13 protein-coding genes and 3 pseudogenes are annotated in these 16907 nt (G+C 71.1%); 9 read left to right on the plus strand and 7 right to left on the minus strand.

All coding sequences use genetic code 11. The features are described from left to right. Positions 1-131 precede the first annotated feature (131 nt). The 5 genes and pseudogenes from LNW71_RS18875 to LNW71_RS18895 all read left to right on the plus strand — a co-directional run bounded on the left by LNW71_RS18875 (position 132) and on the right by LNW71_RS18895 (position 4752). Positions 132-1193, plus strand: a complete 1062-nt coding sequence (locus LNW71_RS18875) for an energy-coupling factor ABC transporter permease (protein ID WP_250969308.1) — start codon at positions 132-134, stop codon at positions 1191-1193. Further along, entirely contained in the window at positions 1193-1954 is a 762-nt protein-coding gene (gene cbiQ, locus LNW71_RS18880; protein WP_250969309.1) for a cobalt ECF transporter T component CbiQ, read from the plus strand. The genes LNW71_RS18875 and cbiQ overlap by 1 nt, the downstream gene beginning before the upstream one ends. Before the next feature lie 19 nt (positions 1955-1973). Beyond that, entirely contained in the window at positions 1974-2735 is a 762-nt protein-coding gene (locus LNW71_RS18885; protein WP_250969310.1) for an ABC transporter ATP-binding protein, read from the plus strand. Positions 2736-2801: 66 nt separating this feature from the next. Next, positions 2802-3961: pseudogene (locus tag LNW71_RS18890) on the plus strand (serine hydrolase domain-containing protein). Beyond that, positions 3958-4752: an SDR family NAD(P)-dependent oxidoreductase gene (locus LNW71_RS18895; protein ID WP_250969311.1), complete on the plus strand. Its 795-nt coding sequence runs from the start codon at positions 3958-3960 to the stop codon at positions 4750-4752. The pseudogene LNW71_RS18890 and the gene LNW71_RS18895 overlap by 4 nt, the downstream one beginning before the upstream one ends. Before the next feature lie 132 nt (positions 4753-4884). Here LNW71_RS18895 and LNW71_RS18900 read toward each other — a convergent pair whose 3' ends face one another. The 3 genes from LNW71_RS18900 to LNW71_RS18910 all read right to left on the minus strand — a co-directional run bounded on the left by LNW71_RS18900 (position 4885) and on the right by LNW71_RS18910 (position 8338). Beyond that, positions 4885-5331: a DoxX family protein gene (locus LNW71_RS18900; RefSeq protein WP_250972062.1), complete on the minus strand. Its 447-nt coding sequence runs from the start codon at positions 5329-5331 to the stop codon at positions 4885-4887. 19 nt (positions 5332-5350) lie between these two features. Then, positions 5351-7072 (minus strand): discoidin domain-containing protein, encoded by a 1722-nt coding sequence (locus LNW71_RS18905; RefSeq protein ID WP_250969312.1) that lies wholly within the window; start codon positions 7070-7072, stop codon positions 5351-5353. Positions 7073-7228: 156 nt separating this feature from the next. After that, positions 7229-8338, minus strand: coding sequence for a DUF1996 domain-containing protein (locus LNW71_RS18910; protein ID WP_250969313.1), 1110 nt, complete (start codon positions 8336-8338; stop codon positions 7229-7231). A gap of 455 nt (positions 8339-8793) precedes the next feature. On the opposite strand from LNW71_RS18910, the gene LNW71_RS18915 reads away from it, so the two are divergent. Both LNW71_RS18915 and LNW71_RS18920 read left to right on the plus strand, forming a co-directional pair. Continuing rightward, positions 8794-9399: a S41 family peptidase gene (locus tag LNW71_RS18915; RefSeq protein WP_250969314.1), complete on the plus strand. Its 606-nt coding sequence runs from the start codon at positions 8794-8796 to the stop codon at positions 9397-9399. Beyond that, positions 9387-9698, plus strand: a complete 312-nt coding sequence (locus LNW71_RS18920; RefSeq protein ID WP_250969315.1) for a S41 family peptidase — start codon at positions 9387-9389, stop codon at positions 9696-9698. The genes LNW71_RS18915 and LNW71_RS18920 overlap by 13 nt, the downstream gene beginning before the upstream one ends. A gap of 27 nt (positions 9699-9725) precedes the next feature. On the opposite strand, the gene LNW71_RS18925 is transcribed toward LNW71_RS18920, so the two are convergent. Continuing rightward, positions 9726-10577 (minus strand): EamA family transporter, encoded by an 852-nt coding sequence (locus LNW71_RS18925; RefSeq protein ID WP_250969316.1) that lies wholly within the window; start codon positions 10575-10577, stop codon positions 9726-9728. Further along, positions 10574-11088, minus strand: a pseudogene (locus tag LNW71_RS18930) (YbaK/EbsC family protein). Before LNW71_RS18930 ends, LNW71_RS18925 begins: the two are co-directional and overlap by 4 nt. 309 nt (positions 11089-11397) lie before the next feature. Here LNW71_RS18930 and LNW71_RS18935 point away from each other — a divergent pair. After that, positions 11398-11937 (plus strand): transcriptional regulator, encoded by a 540-nt coding sequence (locus LNW71_RS18935; protein ID WP_250969317.1) that lies wholly within the window; start codon positions 11398-11400, stop codon positions 11935-11937. Positions 11938-11954: 17 nt separating this feature from the next. Further along, positions 11955-13229 carry an MFS transporter gene (locus tag LNW71_RS18940; protein WP_250972063.1) on the plus strand — a complete coding sequence of 425 codons (1275 nt, stop codon included), beginning with the start codon at positions 11955-11957 and terminating at the stop codon, positions 13227-13229. A gap of 100 nt (positions 13230-13329) precedes the next feature. Here the strand turns inward: LNW71_RS18940 and LNW71_RS18945 are convergent, their stop codons facing one another. Both LNW71_RS18945 and LNW71_RS18950 read right to left on the minus strand, forming a co-directional pair. Then, positions 13330-14979: a penicillin-binding transpeptidase domain-containing protein gene (locus LNW71_RS18945; RefSeq protein WP_250969318.1), complete on the minus strand. Its 1650-nt coding sequence runs from the start codon at positions 14977-14979 to the stop codon at positions 13330-13332. 132 nt (positions 14980-15111) lie between these two features. Then, a pseudogene (locus LNW71_RS18950) lies at positions 15112-16889 on the minus strand (dolichyl-phosphate-mannose--protein mannosyltransferase). Positions 16890-16907: the final 18 nt, after the last annotated feature.

Genomic DNA, 16907 nt, shown 5'->3' on the forward strand with positions numbered 1-16907 from the left:
AAGAGCACTGTGAGAACTCTGGGCAGTTGTGACAGACCCGCTCTTGCGAACGCTTCGCAACAAGGCTCTATCATTGAGAGGTTCATGACCCCGCGCAGCAATGCAGTAACGCAGGAAGCGGAGCCTCCCCCATGCATGTACCCGACGGATTCATCAATGCACCCGTCTCCGCCGTCGCCGGAGTCGTGGCCGCCGGTGCCGTGGCCGTCAGTCTGAAGGGGGCCCGCCGCGAGCTGGACGAGCGCACCGCGCCGCTGGCCGGACTGGTCGCCGCCTTCATCTTCGCCGTGCAGATGCTGAACTTCCCGGTCGCCGCCGGTACCAGCGGCCACCTCCTGGGCGGAGCGCTGGCCGCGATCCTGGTCGGGCCGTACACCGGCATCCTGTGCATATCCGTCGTGCTGATGATGCAGGGCATCCTCTTCGCCGACGGCGGGCTGACCGCGCTCGGGGTGAACATCCTCGACATGGGCATCGTGACCACCGTCGTCGCCTACGCCCTCTTCCGCGGCCTGGTCCGCGTGCTGCCCCGCACCCGCCGCTCCATGACCGCCGCCTCCTTCGTCGCCGCGCTCGTCTCCGTACCGGCCGCGGCCTGCGCCTTCACGCTGATGTACTGGATCGGCGGCACCACCGACATCCCGATCGGCAAGGTCTTCACCGCGATGGTCGGGGTCCACGTCCTGATCGGCATCGGCGAGGCCGCGATCACCGCGCTGACCGTCGGCGCCGTCATCGCCGTACGCCCCGACCTGGTCCACGGCGCCCGCGGTCTCACCGCCCCGCTCAAGCTCCGGGTCGACGGCGAGCTGGTGGACGCGCCCACCCGGGAGCCCGTCGCCCCGGTCGCGGCCACCCGCTCCAACCGGGGCCTGTGGGCCACCGGCCTGATCACCGCTCTCGTGCTGGCGGGCTTCGTCTCCTTCTACGCCTCCGCCAACCCCGACGGCCTGGAGAAGGTCGCCACGGACCAGGGCATCGACAAGAAGGCCGAGGAGCACGCGGCCAAGGACTCCCCGCTCGCCGACTACGGCGTCAAGGACATCTCCGACGCCCGGATCTCCGGCGGACTGGCCGGCGTGATCGGCGTCGGCGCCACCCTGGTCGTCGGCAGCGGCGCGTTCTACGTGGTCCGCCGCCGGCGGACGACGGACGAGCCCGCTGTCCTCACCCGCACCGACGAGAAGGTCTGATGGGCGCGGGACACGCACACAAGCTCTACCGGCACGGCCACTCGCCGGTCCACGACCTGCCGCCGCACTGCAAGCTCGCCGCCGTCTTCTGCTTCGTCGTGGTCGTCGTCACCACCCCGCGCGAGGCCGTCTGGGCCTTCGGGCTGTACGCGCTGCTGATCGCGGGCGTCACCGTGCTGGCTCGCATCCCGGCCGGCTTCCTGCTCAAGCGGCTGCTGATCGAGGTGCCGTTCGTCGCGTTCGCACTGCTCATGCCGTTCGTGGTGCCCGGCGAGCAGACGCACGTGCTGGGCCTCTCCGTCAGCGTCCCCGGTCTCTGGGGCGCCTGGAACGTCCTGGCCAAGGGCACCCTCGGCGTCGCCGCCTCGGTACTCCTCGCCTCCACCACCGAGCTGCGCTCCCTGCTGCTCGGCCTGCAACGCCTCAGGCTGCCGCCGCTGCTCGTCCAGATCGCCTCCTTCATGATCCGGTACGGCGATGTGATCACCGACGAGATGCGCCGGATGTCCATCGCCCGCCGCTCGCGCGGCTTCGAGGCGCGCGGGGTCCGGCAGTGGGGGGTGCTGGCCAAATCGGCCGGCGCGCTCTTCATCAGGTCCTACGAGCGCGGCGAACGCGTCCACCTCGCGATGGTCAGCCGCGGCTACACCGGCTCCATGCCGGTCATCGACGAGGTGACGGCCTCCCGCACCCAGTGGGCGTACGCCTCGGCCCTCCCCGTGCTCGCCCTCGTCGTCTGTCTGCTGGGATGGACCGTATGAGTCAGCCCTCCGCCGCCCCGTGCCGCCCACGCCGCCGTCCCTGGAGGTCAGCGGTCTCGCCTACGCCTATCCCGACGGCCATCAGGCCCTCTTCGGCGTCGACCTGACCGTCGCGCACGGCGAGCGCGTCGCCCTGCTCGGCCCGAACGGCGCCGGCAAGACCACCCTCGTCCTCCACCTCAACGGCATCCTCGACGCGGGCGCCGGCACCGTCCGGGTCGCCGGGCTCCCGGTCGCCAAGCGCAACCTCGCCGAGATCCGCCGCCGCGTCGGCATCGTCTTCCAGGACCCCGACGACCAGCTCTTCATGCCCACCGTCCGCGAGGACGTCGCCTTCGGACCCGCGTCCGGCGGACTGCGCGGTGCCGAGCTGGAGGAGCGGGTCACCGACGCGCTCAAGCAGGTCGGCATGGAGGAGTACGTCAACCGGCCGCCGCACCACCTCTCCTTCGGCCAGCGCCGCCGCGTCGCCGTCGCCACGGTCCTCGCCATGCGGCCGGAGATCCTCGTGCTGGACGAACCCTCCTCCAATCTGGACCCGGCCTCCCGCCGCGAACTCGCCGACATCCTGAGGTCGCTGGACGTCACCGTGCTGATGGTCACGCACGACCTGCCGTACGCCCTGGAGCTCTGCGGCCGCGCGGTCATCCTCAGCGACGGCGTCATCGTCGCCGACGACCGCACCCAGGACCTCCTCTGCGACGAGGAACTGATGGGCGCCCACCGGCTGGAGCTCCCCTTCGGATTCGACCCGCGTTCCGTGACGGTGAACATGAGGTGACCCGCCCCACCTGCGACCTGCGGTGCAATGCACCATGGGGGGATGAGCGGGAGCGCAGGAGCAGGCGTGGACGTACGGGGCACCGTGGCGCCCGGATTCGAACCGGTCCGGGATGCTTTCATCCGTAACTTCGAGCAGCGCGGTGACCGCGGGGCGGCGGTCGCCGTCTACCGGCACGGGCGCAAGGTCGTCGACCTGTGGGCCGGGACCAGGGACGTCGACGGCGTCGAGCCGTGGGCCGTCGACACCGTGCAGGTCGTCCGCTCGGCGGGCAAGGGCGTCGCGGCCGCCGTCCCGCTGCTCCTGCACCAGCGCGGCCAGATCGACCTGCACGCCCCGGTCGGCACCTACTGGCCGGAGTTCAAGGCGAACGGCAAGGAGCGCGTCCTCGTACGCGATCTCCTCGCCCACCGGGCCGGCGTCCCGGCCCTGGACCGGCCGCTGACCCCCAGGAGGCGGCCGACGGCGTGAGCGGGCCGCGGGCGGTCGCCGCCCAGCGCCCCCAGTGGCAGCCCGGCACCGAGCACGGCTACCACGCGCAGACCTACAGCTGGCTCGTCGGCGAACTGGTGCGACGCGTCAGCGGACGTACCGTCGGCCGCTGGGTCGCCGAGGAGATCGCCCGCCCGCTCGGCCTGGACTTCTGGTTCGGGATCCCGGCGGACGAGGCACACCGGGTGGGCCGGATCGGCCAGGTCGAGCCGCCCGCCGGGGACGGCACCGGCGCGCTGCGGATGCGCCCCAAGCGCTCGGTCGTCGATGCCTACCGCGACCCCGAGTCGCTGACCCGCAAGGCGTTCGGGGCCATCGACCCGTTCCCCGACGAGAACGACCCCGGTTACCGGGCCGCCGAACTCCCCGCGTCCAACGGCATCGCCACCGCCCGGGGCCTGGCCCGCATCTACGCCGCGATGATCGGCCCGGTCGACGGCCACCGGCTGTTCGCCCCGGCCACGCTGACGCTGGCCCGCACCGAGGAGTCCGCGGGCCCCGACCGGGTGCTGGTCGTCTCCACCCGGTTCGGCCTCGGCTACATGCTGCACGGACCGGCCTCCCCGCTGCTGTCCCCGGGCTCCTTCGGCCACCCGGGCCGGGGCGGTTCGCTCGGCTTCGCCGACCCCGAATCCGGCATCGCGCTCGGCTATGTGACGAACGGTCTGCAGAAGGGAGTCACCGCCGACCCCCGCGCCCAGGCCCTGGTCCGCGCAGTACGGTCGGTGCTATGACTCCTGCTGCGCGCTCGCGATTCGACGGTTACGGCGTACTCATCACCGGTGCGGGCCAGGGCATCGGCGCCGCCACCGCCCGCAGACTGGCCGCCGAGGGAGCCCGGGTCCTGGTCACCGACCTGGACCGCGACCGGGCCGGGCGGGTTGCGGCGGAGATCAGGCAGAGCGGCGGCTCGGCCGACTCGCTGGCCTGCGACGTGTCCGAACGGGCCGCGGTCGAGGCGGCGGTGGCCCACGCCGTCTCGGTGTTCGGCGCCCTCGACGTGCTGGTGAACAACGCCTACTCGTGCACCCCCGACTCCGCGCTCTTCGAGGACGAGCCGGACGAGGCCTGGCAGCGCGACCTGGACGTCACGCTCAGCGGCGCCTACCGGTGCTCGCGCGCCGCGCTGCCGCACCTCGCCGCGTCCGGCCGGGGCGCCATCGTCAGCATCGGGTCGGTCAACGGCGAACAGGACTTCGGCAACCACGCCTACAGCGCCGCCAAGGCGGGCCTGGCCAGCCTCACCCGTACGCTCGCGGGCCACGCAGGACCGCGCGGGGTGCGGGTCAACCTGGTCGCGCCCGGCACGATCCGCACCGACGCCTGGGCAGGACGGGACGCCGAACTCTCCCGGCTCAGCGGCCTCTACCCGCTCGGCCGGGTCGGTGAGCCCGAGGACATCGCGGCCGCCGTCGCCTTCCTCGCCTCCCGCGACGCGGCCTGGGTCACCGGTACGACGCTGTCCGTGGACGGCGGGCTGACCGCGGTGAACACGGCCTTCCGGCGGGCACTCGCGAAGGAGTAGGGCGCCCGTCATCCACCGCGGTCGGCGTACGCGCACGCCGCTCCCGCGCACGGCGCTGAGCCGCACCGCACAGCACGGCACCGGCCTCCCGGGGCAGTCCCGGGAGGCCGGTGTGTGAGGTTCCCGTCCCCCTCAGGCGGGTACCTCCAGTTGCTGCTTCTGCTCGTTGCCGGCGCCCTCCCGGGCGGCTCCGCGGGAGGTGAACAGCCGGTCCGCGGCCAACGCGCCGGGACCCGTGAAGACGATCAGAAGCAGCGTCCAGCAGAAGAAGACCGCTGCCTCGCCGCCGTTCTCCATCGGCAGCAGACCTCGCTGCTGGTGCACGTCGAAGTACGCGAACGCCATGGAGCCGGAGCCCACGAACGCGGCCGTTCTCGTACCGAGGCCGAACAGCACCAGGGTGCCGCCGGCCAGCTGGATGACAGCGGCGTACCAGCCCGGCCAGGTACCCGCCGGGACCGGTGCGCCGCCCAGGACGCCGAAGACCGAGGCGAGCCCGTGGCAGGTGAAGAGCAACCCGATGACGATGCGGAACAGGCTGAGCGCGTAGGGCTGTGCCCGCCCCAGGTGAGTGATCATCATGAGGGCCGTCCTCCTGTCAGCTGTAGACGCCGAACTCGTAGAGCGAGTAGCCGTAGCCGGAGCCGCGGGCCGTGCCGTTGATCCGCACGTAGCGGCCCGTGCCGTTGACGTCGATGTCGTCGATGTCGCCGTTGCCGTCGGTCACCGACTTCACCGTCGTCCAGCTCTGCCCGTCCTCGGACGTCTGGATGTCGTACGCCTTGCCGAACGCCGGGTCCCAGGCGAGCTGCACGTGCTTGAAGCTCGTCGAGGCGCCGAGGTCGACCTGGACCCACTGCGGGTCGCTCCAGTCACTGGCCCAGCGGGTGTCGAACTTGCCGTCCACCGCGTTGGCCGCACCGCATGGGCAGCCGCCGGTCGGGTCGGTCTGGGAGGTGGAGGCCGTGGCGGTCTTGCCCTGGGACACGTTCGTCCCGTCCACCTTCGGCGGGATCACCTTCAGCGACTTGGTCTCGATGCCCTCGTTGCCGTGGCCGTCCGTGGCCTTCACGTAGACCTTGTAGACGCCCGTCTTGCTGGGCGCCTTCGCGGTCAGGGTGCCGTCGCCGTTGTCCTTGGTCTCGGCGGGTACCAGTGCCTTGTTCTGGTCGATGTAGTTGCTGCTGAAGAGCACCTGGTAGGTGATCGCGTCACCGTCCGGGTCGGTGGTGCGGGTGCTGATCTTCACGTCGCTGCCGGTGGCGACACCGGTGGTGGCACCGTCCACCGCCATGTCGGTGATCACCGGCGGGGTGTTGTCGCCGGAGGTGTCGGCCCCGTACGCCTTCTTCACCGCGTAGTACGAGAGCCGCTTCTGGCCGCCGGGCAGCAGGTTGAACCACACGCCGCCGAAGTCGTCCTCGACGCCGTAGTGGAACATCGTGGCGCCGAGCGCCACCCCGGTGTGCCCGGTGATGCAGCCCCACGCCTTGGTGTAGCCCTCGCCCTTGGCGACATCGGTCGGCTCGGTCGGGACGCCGTTGGCGTCGTCGTCGACCTCCCACTCACCGGCCGGACCCGTCTCGGTGACGATGTAGGGCTTGTCGTAACCGCCCTGCTCCCAGTCGGACTTGATGTTGCACACCGCGTTGTAGGCGTTGACGGCGTACAGGTCGAGGTCCGGGGCGTTCTTCTTGTAGTACGGCCAGGCGCCGGTCCAGGCGTCGGTCGAGGTGACCGGGTGGTTGGGGTCGACCGCGTGGATCTTCTTCGCGATGTCGTTGACGAAGGTGGTGTACGCGTTGCGCTGGGCCTCCAGCTCGTCTCCGCCGTAACAGTTCTGCAGGCCGAGCGTCGACTCGTTGCCGACGTTCCACATCAGCACGCCGGGGTTGTCCTTGTAGGTGTCGACCCACTTGGGGAACTCGGCGAGCATGTTGTTCTTGTACTCGGTGTCCGTCAGGTAGTTGACGCAGCCACCGGCGCCCGGACCGCCGCCCGGCTGGAGCCAGAAGCCGGCGATCACCTTGACGCCGTGGGCCGCCGCCGTGTCGAAGAGCGGCTTGCTGGTGGCGTCGGTGCCCCAGGTGCGGATGGTGTTGACGCCCATGGACGCCACGTCCGGCATGTACTTCTCCGCGTCGGCGACGGAGGGGCCCCAGGTCAGACCCTTGACCGTATACGGCGAACCGTCCACGCTCAGCTGCCAGTTGCCCTGCGAGCCGGTGACCTTGACGATGCTGCCGGCCGCCTGGGCGGCGGGCGCCTGCAGAGCCACCAGGGCTCCGGTCAGCAGCGCCGCCGCCGCGAATGGGGCCACGATGCGCCTGGCCGTGCGGGTGGGGGGTGGTGCATGTCCATCTCCTTGCGGGTGGGGGGAGGCGGGTGCGGGGGGAGCGTCGTACGTGATCTTGGAGAGCGCTCTCCGGAATGGGCCGAAAAATGGCCCCGGCTCCGGGGGTGGTGGCCCTGCGGGCTACGGGAGTTCGTAGTTGCCGTCGAGCACGGCGCCCGCGTCGGGGTGGTTCTCGTCGTAGCCGTGCGGGTCGCACTGCAGACCGCCCTTGACGCAGTGGGTGACCATCGCGTCGAGGGTGGCGGCGTCCCACCCGTTCATGAAGTCGTAGTGGAAGGAGAAGCCGGCGCCGCTCGCCAGTTTCACCTGCGACATGTCACCGTTGACCGGCCAGGCCATCTTGAACTCGATCATCGGCAGCGCGACGGGGTGGTCGGCCGGGCAGGAGTTGTAGTTGGCGCCCCCCGCCACCGGGTAGGCCATGTGGCTCTTGTGGTCGGGCGTGTCCAGGTGGATGCCGTCCCAGCAACTCGGCGCCTGGAGGCGCAGGTTGAGGTAGGTGTCCCGGCTGGTCGGGCAGGTGGCCGGGAAGTCGTAGTTCTTGAACGACTCGCCGCACTCCCAGCCCTCGACGGTGCCCTTGAGGTTCTTGAACTCGTCCTTGGTCTGCATCGGGCTGCCGACGACGTACCGCAGTCCCCTCGGGAACGGCCGCACGCTGCGGTAGTCGGTGACGCCCGACTTGTAGTAGATGGTCTGGACGCCCTCGGGGAGGATCTTCGTGTCCCCGTTGAACAGGCTCGGCATCCAGTAGCCGGACTTGTCGCCGGGAGCCAGGCAGGTGGTGCCACCCGCCTCCAGCGAGGCGGTGGTGGTGTTGGCGTTCGTCGTGGTGTTGCCCATGAACGTGTGGTCATGGGACTTGCCGGGCTGCCCCGGGTAGACGATCGGGTCGTCCGGAGCGGTGTGCGTCGGGGCGCACTTGGCCTGGAACTCGTGGAAGTACGCCGGCGGCGGTACCTCCGTCGAGGGGGTGACCCCGGTGACCGGCGGGTCGGCCATGATGTAGCCGTCGCCGTCCGGGTCGTCGCCCGAGGCCTTGGTGGAAGCGGCCATCCCGGGCATGCCCGGCATGGAGTAGGCGGCGTGCTCGGCGTGGGTGCCCGCCGCTGCGGCCGGCGTTTCGGTGGACGCGTTCGCTGTCGCCGTGATTCCGGCGATCCCGGCCGTGGTCAGGGTCAGCGAGGTGAACAAGAGCAGTCCGGTGAGTGTTCTTGACCTCCGTGGCATGGAGACCTCCTGCTGCGTGGGTGGGGGAACGTGGGGTGGTGGGAGAGCGCTCTCCCGTCCCGGAGTGTTCCGCTCCTGACAAGAGCGTGTCAATAGTTGGTGAACAGCTGTCGTCGGCGTGAAATCTGCGGAACGGGACGCGCCGGCCTCCGACAAGGCGCACTGGCCTGCGAGGAGTTGACCGCACGCCCACTGCCGGGCGCCCCGCTGGTGAGGCATGGAAAAGGAAGAAAGGGCCGGACGAGCCGGCCCGCCCCGCCCGTGCCGCTCAGGTGTGACGTGCTGGAATGCGGGTGGAGCCCGACCGCCGATGCGTCGAGGCTGCTGGACGGGAGTGACTTGTGAGGGTTTCGGGCCGATGGCGGATATTCCTGATCACCCAAGTGCTCCTGACTTCCGGGGTACTTGCGGGGACGGGATGTACCGCCGATGGTGCGGGGGAGCCCGCGGGCGGGATGACGCCGAAGGCGGGCGCCTACCTGAACTCGGCCCTCGACATCATGGAGGCGAACTCCCTGGTTGCCGCGGACGTGAACTGGCCGAAGGTCCGGCGGGGCGCCGTCGGCCGTGCGCGCGGGGCCCGGACGCCGGCCGAGACCTACCCGGCGATCCGGGACGCGCTACGGGAGCTGGACGACCACCACAGCACCTTCCGGGACCCTGAGGAGGCGTCCGCGGAGCTGAATGCGCCGCCTGAGGACCTGATACTTCCCGAAGGCCGCCTCCTCCCGGGCGCCGTCGGATATCTGCTGCTACCTCCGGTCCCGTCCGACGGTGTCGCCGCCCCCTACGTCCGCTCGGCGCGCTCCACCGTCCGTTCGCTCGACGGCCGGGGCGCCTGCGGCTGGGTCATCGACCTGCGGGGCAACCACGGGGGAGACATGTGGGGGCCGCTCGCCGCCGTGGGGGCCGTCCTCGGCGACGGCACGGTCGGCGCGGCCGTGTACGCGGACGGCAAGAAGGACCCCTGGGTGATGGAGCGCGGCACTCCCCGTCAGTACGCGGCGAAGTGGGGCCCCGCCGAGCCCCTCGCGCGGCCGGCGCCTCCGTGGCCGTCCTGACCGGCCCCGTTACCGCGAGCGCGGCCGAAGCGGTCACCATCGCGTTTCGGGGGCGCCCCCGCACCCGTACGTTCGGGAAGCCGACCGCCGGCGTCCCCACCGCGAACTCGTCGTACCCGCTCTCCGACGGGGCACTGGTCGTCCTGACCGTCGCCCGCGAGGCCGACCGGGACGGGCACCTCTACGACGGGCCCATCGCCCCCGATGTGGACGTTCCGTACACCCCGGGGACCGACCGGGTGCGCGACGCCGCTGCGGACTGGCTCGGCACGCAGGCGGCCTGCCGCCGGTCGCGCTGACCGTCGGGTCGTCGGGCAGCGGGTTGCTCAACTCGCGTGCAGCATCAGCCCGATGCCCACCACCATCAGCCCGGCCGCCGCGATCCGGGGCGCGCCGAACCGCTCCTTGAAGAACACCGTGCCGATGGCCGCGCCGACGATGATCGAGGACTCGCGCAGCGCCGCGACCGGGGCCAGTGCCGCACGGGTCTGGGCCCACAGGACGAGTCCGTACGCGGCCACGGACAGTGCCGCGCCGAGCAGTCCGCGCGTGGCGTACGGCCGCAGTTGGGTCACCAGTGCCGAGCGGCGGCGGTACAGGGCGTAGAGGGGAATGGCGACGCCCTCCAGGACCATCAGCCAGGCGATGTACCCGAGCGAGCTGCCGGAGGCGCGTACCCCGACGCCGTCGACCGTCGTGTAGCCGGCGATGGCGAGACCGGTCGCGAGCGCGGCCACGATCGCCGGCCAGTGCGGGCGCTTGCCGGAGCCGCGGATGCCCCACAGGGCCAGCCCGACCAGTCCCGCCGAGGCGACCGCGACACCTGCCGTGGCCCAGCCGTCCGGGCGCTCGCCCACGAAGACGGCGGCGAGGACGGTGACCACGAGCGGGGCGGTGCCGCGGGCGATCGGGTACATCTGGCCGAAGTCGCCCAGGGTGAACGAGCGCATCAGCAGCAGCATGTACGCCACGTGCAGGACGGCGGACGCGAACAGGTACGGCCAGGCCTCCGCCGCCGGGAACGGGACGAAGCCGGCGGCGGCCGCCCCGATCAGCAGCCCGCCCCCGGAGATCAGGGTGAAGGACAGCAGCTGGTCCTTGATCGCGTGCGCGATGGCGTTCCATCCGGCGTGGGTGAACGCGGCGACCAGGACGGCGAAGGCGACCAGCGGCGTCATGCGGGCTGCTCGCGCACGTCCACCACCGTGGCGCCGGCGTGCTCGATCAGTGACTGCGGGCCGAGCGGGAAGACCGTGTACGGGGTGCCCGCCGCCGCCCACACCACCTCGTGGGCCAGCAGCCCGCGGTCGGCCAGCACCCGGGTCCTGGTGCGGTGCCCGAAGGGGGGCACGCCACCGATCGCGTAGCCGGTGGCCTCCCGGACCACGTCCGCCCCGGCCGCCGGACCTTCGCGGCGCCCAACTCCTGCCGCACGAGCTCCATATCGACGCGCGAGGAGCCGTCCATCAGGACCAGTACCGGTACCCCGTCGGCCTCGAAGATCAGCGACTTGACGATCTCGCTGAGCTCGCAGCCGAGGGCGGCCGCGGCCTCGGCGGCGGTCCGGGTGGCTTCCGGGAAGCGTCGGATCTCGACGTCGAGGCCGAGCTCGCGCAGTGCCTCGGCGAACCGGGGGTGGGCGGCGGCGGTGTCGGTGCCTGTCGGGGCGTTGGTGTCGGGAGTGCTCATGGTCTGCACGCTATCGGCCGAGGTCGGTGGCGTGCGAGCGGGTTCCGGGACCCGCTCGGTGTACGGCGGGGGCCCCTGTCGTGGTTGCGGGGTGGGGGTGGGGCGTGCGAGTGGTTGAGGTGCGGGATGCCGCCCGGACGGAGCGCGGTCCGATTCGCCTCCTGCGTGGGGGCTTCGAACCGGAGGGGCGCGGCGCTGTGCCGGCGCGCAGCTCGCACAGGTCCGCCGGTCTCGCGGCCGGACAGCGGATTCCGGGCGTCCGTGCGAAAGCTCTTGCGCAATGGTCAAGAATCGTTGACCATTACTCGCATGCCTAGCGACGATCTTCCCGAGACGTTTCACGTCACCACTGACGAGCAGTTGCGCGCGGTCTCCAATCTCACGCGTCACCGGATCATGGCCGTGCTCCGCTTCGAGCCCGCGACGATCACGCAGATCGCCGGGCGGGTGGGCCTTGCGAAGGGGAGTTCCAGCTATCACGTACGGCTGCTGGAGCGGGCCGGCCTGGTGAAGGTGGTGCGGACGCGGAAGGTGCGGGGTGTCACCGAGCGGTACTACGCGATGGCCGCGGGGGCGATCGCGCTGCCGGATCCCGGCGAAGGGGGGCCGGACGTGCTGATGCGCCATGCGGTGGCGGACCTGGAGGCGTCGCCGGGGGATGGCGAGCGGCACGTACGGATGGCGCATCTGCGGCTCACCGAGGAGCAGTTCGCGCAACTGGGGGCGCGGCTGCAGGCGCTGGCGGACGAGTACCGGGAGCTGTCCGATCCGTCGCTGCCGGACGCGTCGCTCGTCTTCGCACTGTTCCACCCGGCAGCGCGTGAGCAGGCCGACGGGGGTGCCAAGTGAGAGCATCAACAGGGAAGTTGCCGACCGGGTTCGGGCGGCTGTGGACCGCGCAGACGGTCTCCTCGCTCGGTGACGGGGTGACGCATGCGGCACTGCCGCTGCTCGCGCTGACGCTGACGCGGGACCCGATGGCGCTCGCCGTCGTCACGGCCGCCGGGACGCTGCCGTGGCTGCTCTTCGGGGTGCTCGGCGGCGCGCTGGTGGACCGCTGGGACCGCCGGCGCACGATGTGGGTCGCGGACACGGCACGTGCGGCGCTGCTCGCGATACCCGCGGCGGCGGCCGCCCTCGACGTGCTGAGCATTCCGCTGCTCGCTGCCGTCGCCTTCCTGCTCGGCCTCGGCGGGCTCTTCTTCGACACGGCCGCCACGGCCTATCTGCCGGATCTGCTCCGCCGCGACTCCGTGCTTCTGGAGCGCGCCAACTCCCGCCTGCGCGGCGCCCAGACCGCCATGTCCGGCTTCGTGGGGCCGCCTGCGGGCAGTGCGCTGCTCGCGCTCGGGCGGGCGGTTCCGCTGCTCACCGACGCGGTGTCGTTCGCGCTCTCCGCACTGCTCGTGCGTACGTTGCCCGCCATGCCCAGGCCCGTGCCGGAGGTCCGCGAGTCGCTGCTTCGGCAGGCACGGGCCGGTGCCGCGTACGTCTTCCGGGACCGGGTGCTGCTCGGCCTGGCGCTCCGCCCGGCGGTCGGGAACGTCGCCTTCCTCGCCGTGGAGACCGTCCTCGCCCTCTTCGCGCACGAACGCCTGGGCATCGACACCTACGGCTTCGGCCTGCTCCTCACAGCGGAGGCGACCGGCGGCCTGCTGGGTGCGGGCATCGCCTCCTACCTCGGCCGCCGACTCGGCACCGGCACCGCACTGACCTGCACGGCCGCCGTGGAAGGGCTTGCCATGCTGGGCCTGGCCGCTGCCCCGAACCCGTACGTGGCCGGGCTGGCGCTCGCCGTCTGCGGGGCCGGCATGGGCGCCACGATGGTGCTCGCGCCCTCCCTCCGGCAGGCGATCGTCCCCGCCCACCTCATGGGCCGGGTCGCCTCCACCTCCCGCATGCTGGCCATGTGCGCCGCCCCCGTCGGGGCCTTCCTCGGCGGCTGGCTCGCCACCACCTACGACATCCGCACCCCGCTCTACGCGGCCGCCGTCCTCCTCCTGGCGATGACGGCCGTCACGGCGTCCATGACCAGCAACCGCCGGGTCGAGGAGGCGCTGCGTGCCGCCGCCCCGGCCGGCGGCCCGGATCACCCGGTGGCCAAGGACCCCGTCCACGAGGGTGCACCTGACCTGGTGTGACGCCCCGCCGCGCAGGCGTCACCACGGGGCGGGTGACAGGTCCCCGCGGGGCGCGACCAGGTGGCCGGGGCTGTCGGTTGCGGCGAGTTGGCGCCGGCCGTCACGGCCCCGCGAGCAGGACCGCCGCGACGACCGGCCCGGCCGCGTCGCCGCCGTGGCCGCCGGACTGGACGAGGGCCGCCGCTGCCAGGTCGTTGCTGTAGCCGGTGAACCAGCTGTCGGACGTGGCGTGGCCGTCGATCTCCGACGAGCCGGTCTTGGCGCCCTTGTCGCCGCCCACACTCGCCATGGCCTGGGTCGCGGTGCCCTCCGGAGCCGTGGCGGTGTAGTGCAGCATCTCCTTCAGCTGCGCCGACACCCCGCCCGGAAGCGGGTTCGCGGTGGCGAAGGTCCGGTTGTCCAGGCTCTTCGGGACGATGTAGGGCTGCAGGAACTGTCCGTGGGCGGCGGTGGCGGTGACCGACGCCATGTTCAGCGGGTTCATCTGGATCTTGCCCTGGCCGATGAACGACGCGGCCGTCTCCGAGCCTTCCGAGGCGGGCACCTTGCCGTCGACCGTGGCGATACCGGTCCGCCAGACCTGGCCGATCCCGAAGTACTGCCCGGCCTCGTCGTGCAGCGCCGTGTCCCGCTTGTCGCCCAGCGGCAGCACCGGCTTGATGAAAGCGGTGTTGCAGGACCTGGCGAAGGCGGTCTTCAAGGTGGGGGCAGGCATCGAGAACTCGTCCAGGTTGTGGAAGGTCACGCCCTCCCAGGGCACCGTGGACGGGCACTTGACCGGCGAGTTCGCGGAGCCGAGGCCGTTCTGGATGATCATCGCGGCGGTGATTATCTTCATCGTCGAGCCGGGGGCCACCGCGGCGCTCCGGGCCGGTTCGAAGCCGTTCGCCGGGTTGTTGGCGATGGCCCGGATCGCACCGCTCGACGGTTCCACCGCCGCCACGGACGACTTGTCGAACTTCTTCACCGCCGCCTCGGCCGCCGCCTGGATCTTCGCGTCCAGCGTGGTCGTCACCCGGCCGGGCTTCCCCTTCACGAGGGTCAGCAGCGTCTTGTCCACCCCGTCCGCGTTGGCGCTGTTGATCCAGGTCTCGATGCCCGTGGTGCCGCCGGCCTTCTCGCCGTACTTCTTGCGCAGCTCGTCCAGGATGCCGCCCAGCGACGGGTACTTCTCCTTGCTGAGCACCTGGCCGTTGCGGTCGACCGCCTCGATCGACGCGGTCGAGGACTCGCCGGTCTCCAGGGTCTCGCCCTCCCGGAGTTCCGGATGGATGACGCTGGGCTTCCAGTCGACGAGCGCGTGGCCGGTGGTCAGGCCGCGCACCACGGTCAGGTCCGAGTCGTAGGACCAGGTTTTGGTCTTCCCCTTGTACGAGACGGTCGCCCGGACCGTGTAGGGGACCTTCGAGCCGGTTGCCGCGCCGGGGGTGATCACGGCCTTGGTGACGTGTGCCGACTCGCTGTACTGCGTCAGGACGGATGCGGCGTCCGCCGCGTTGTTGGTGAGCTTGGACGCGACCTCCGCGTCGCCCTTCGCCCACGCCGCGAGGAAGTTCTTCGACGTCTGGGCTATCTCGTCCTTGGTGACCGGGCCGGTCCGCACCTCCTGCGAGGTGGTCTTCGCATCCGAGCCGCCGCCGACTCCGCTGTCCCCGAGCCCGTCCAGGACGTTGTACGCCCCGTAGCCCACCCCGCCGACCACGACGGCGAACACCCCGCCGATCACGGCGACCTTCGCTCCACTGCGCATGCGTGCAGTCCCCCTCCCCAGGAGGCCCCTTGAACATGTTCAAGGGGGCTTTTCCGGGCACTTTACGGGACTGCTGTGACAGCGGAGTCCGTTGTTATCGGAACGCGATCCGCCATGGCGTGAACAGGCCAGCTAAATCCAGGTATCCAGCCACATCCGGTCGCGCCAGGAGTTCTCCGGAATGGAGGTTCCGGTGTACAGCGGCCAGAAATAGATGAAATTCCAGACAATCAGCAGGACAAGTACGCCCGCCGCGACCGCTCCCAGGGTCCGGCGCCGTTCTCCCGAGGGGTCACTGGTCGTCAGGCCCATTTCGTGTTTTGTCCCGGTACCCGCCGCCGGACCCAGCATCGCGCCGATCATCATCGCCACCGCGAGGCACAGGAACGGCACGAACACGACCGCGTAGAAAAGGAAGATGGTGCGCTCCTGGTAGAGGAACCACGGCACCCACCCCGCGGCGACACCGCAGGCGATCGCGCCCGCCCGCCAGTCGCGTCGGAAGAGCCAGCGCCACAGCACGTAGAGCAGCGCGAAGCACGAGGCCCACCAGAGCAGCGGGGTGCCGATTGCCAGCACCTCGCGTGCGCACTTGCCGGTCTCCGACGCGGCGCAGCCGTTCTGCTCCTCGTAGAAGTACGAGACCGGCCTGCCCAGCACGATCCAGCTCCACGGGTTGGACTGGTAGGTGTGGCCGGACGTCAGGTTCACGTGGAACTCGTAGACCTGGTTCTCGTAGTGCCACAGGCTGCGCAGCCAGTCGGGCAGCCAGGTCCAGCTGCCGCCCTTGCCGTCGGTGGCCGCCCAGTCCCGGTAGTAGCCGTGCCGGCTGGGGGAGTTGTGAATGATCCAGCCGGTCCACGAGGCGATGTACGTGAGGATCGCGACCGGCACCGTGGAGAAGAACGCCGGGACCACGTCCCGCTTCAGCACCGCCGCGTACGGCCGTACCGCACCCGCCGTACGCCGTGCCCCCACGTCCCACAACACCGTCATCAGGCCGAACGCGACCAGGATGTACAGCCCGTTCCACTTGGTGGCGAAGGCGAGCCCCAGCGAGAGCCCGGCCGCCAGACGCCATGGGCGCCAGCCGAGCCGCAGGTTCTCCGCGACCCCGGCGTCCGGCCGCAGCACCCCCTCCGCGTCGACCGGCAGCGCGGCCGCGAGCCGGCGCCGGGCCCAGTCGCGGTCGATCAGCAGACAGCCGAACGCGGCCAGCACGAAGAACATCAGCACCAGGTCGAGCAGCGCGGTGCGGCTCATCACGAAGTGCAGCCCGTCCACCGCGAGCAGGGCGCCCGCCAGGCAGCCCAGGAACGTGGAGCGGAAGAGCCTGCGGCCGATCCGGCACAGCATCAGCACCGACAGCGTGCCGAGCACCGCGACCATGAACCGCCAGCCGAACGGGGTGAAGCCGAAGAGCTGCTCCCCGATCCCGATGATCCACTTGCCGACCGGCGGATGCACCACGTAGCCGGGGTCCACCGGGATCTTCACCCGGGACGGATCGCTGAGGATCAGCTTGTCGATGTCCTTGGGCCAGGCCCCTCGTACCCCTGGTTGATCAGCGCCCAGGAATCCTTGGCGTAGTACGTCTCATCGAATATCACCGCGTGCGGGCTGCCCAGGTTCCAGAACCGCAGCACCCCCGCGACCAGCGCCACCAGCAGCGGACCGCCCCAGGCCGACCAGCGCAGCAGCCGGTCCGCGAGCAGCGGGGGCACGCCGAGCACCGCCCACAGCTGGCTCCCGGGGCGGGTGTACGGCGGAACCAGCCGTTCCCGCAGCCCGATCCCGGGCCGCGGTGAATGACCGAAGCGGCGCAGCCGCTGCTGCCAGGAAGTCGGCTCCGGGCCGTGCTGATCCCCGGCGTCTTGGCCTTGCCGGGCTTCGGGCGCTGTACTCGTCACCGCGCCATCGTAGGGAAC

This window comes from Streptomyces sp. RKAG290, from assembly GCF_023701695.1.
In the GTDB taxonomy this organism is placed as follows: Bacteria; Actinomycetota; Actinomycetes; order Streptomycetales; family Streptomycetaceae; genus Streptomyces.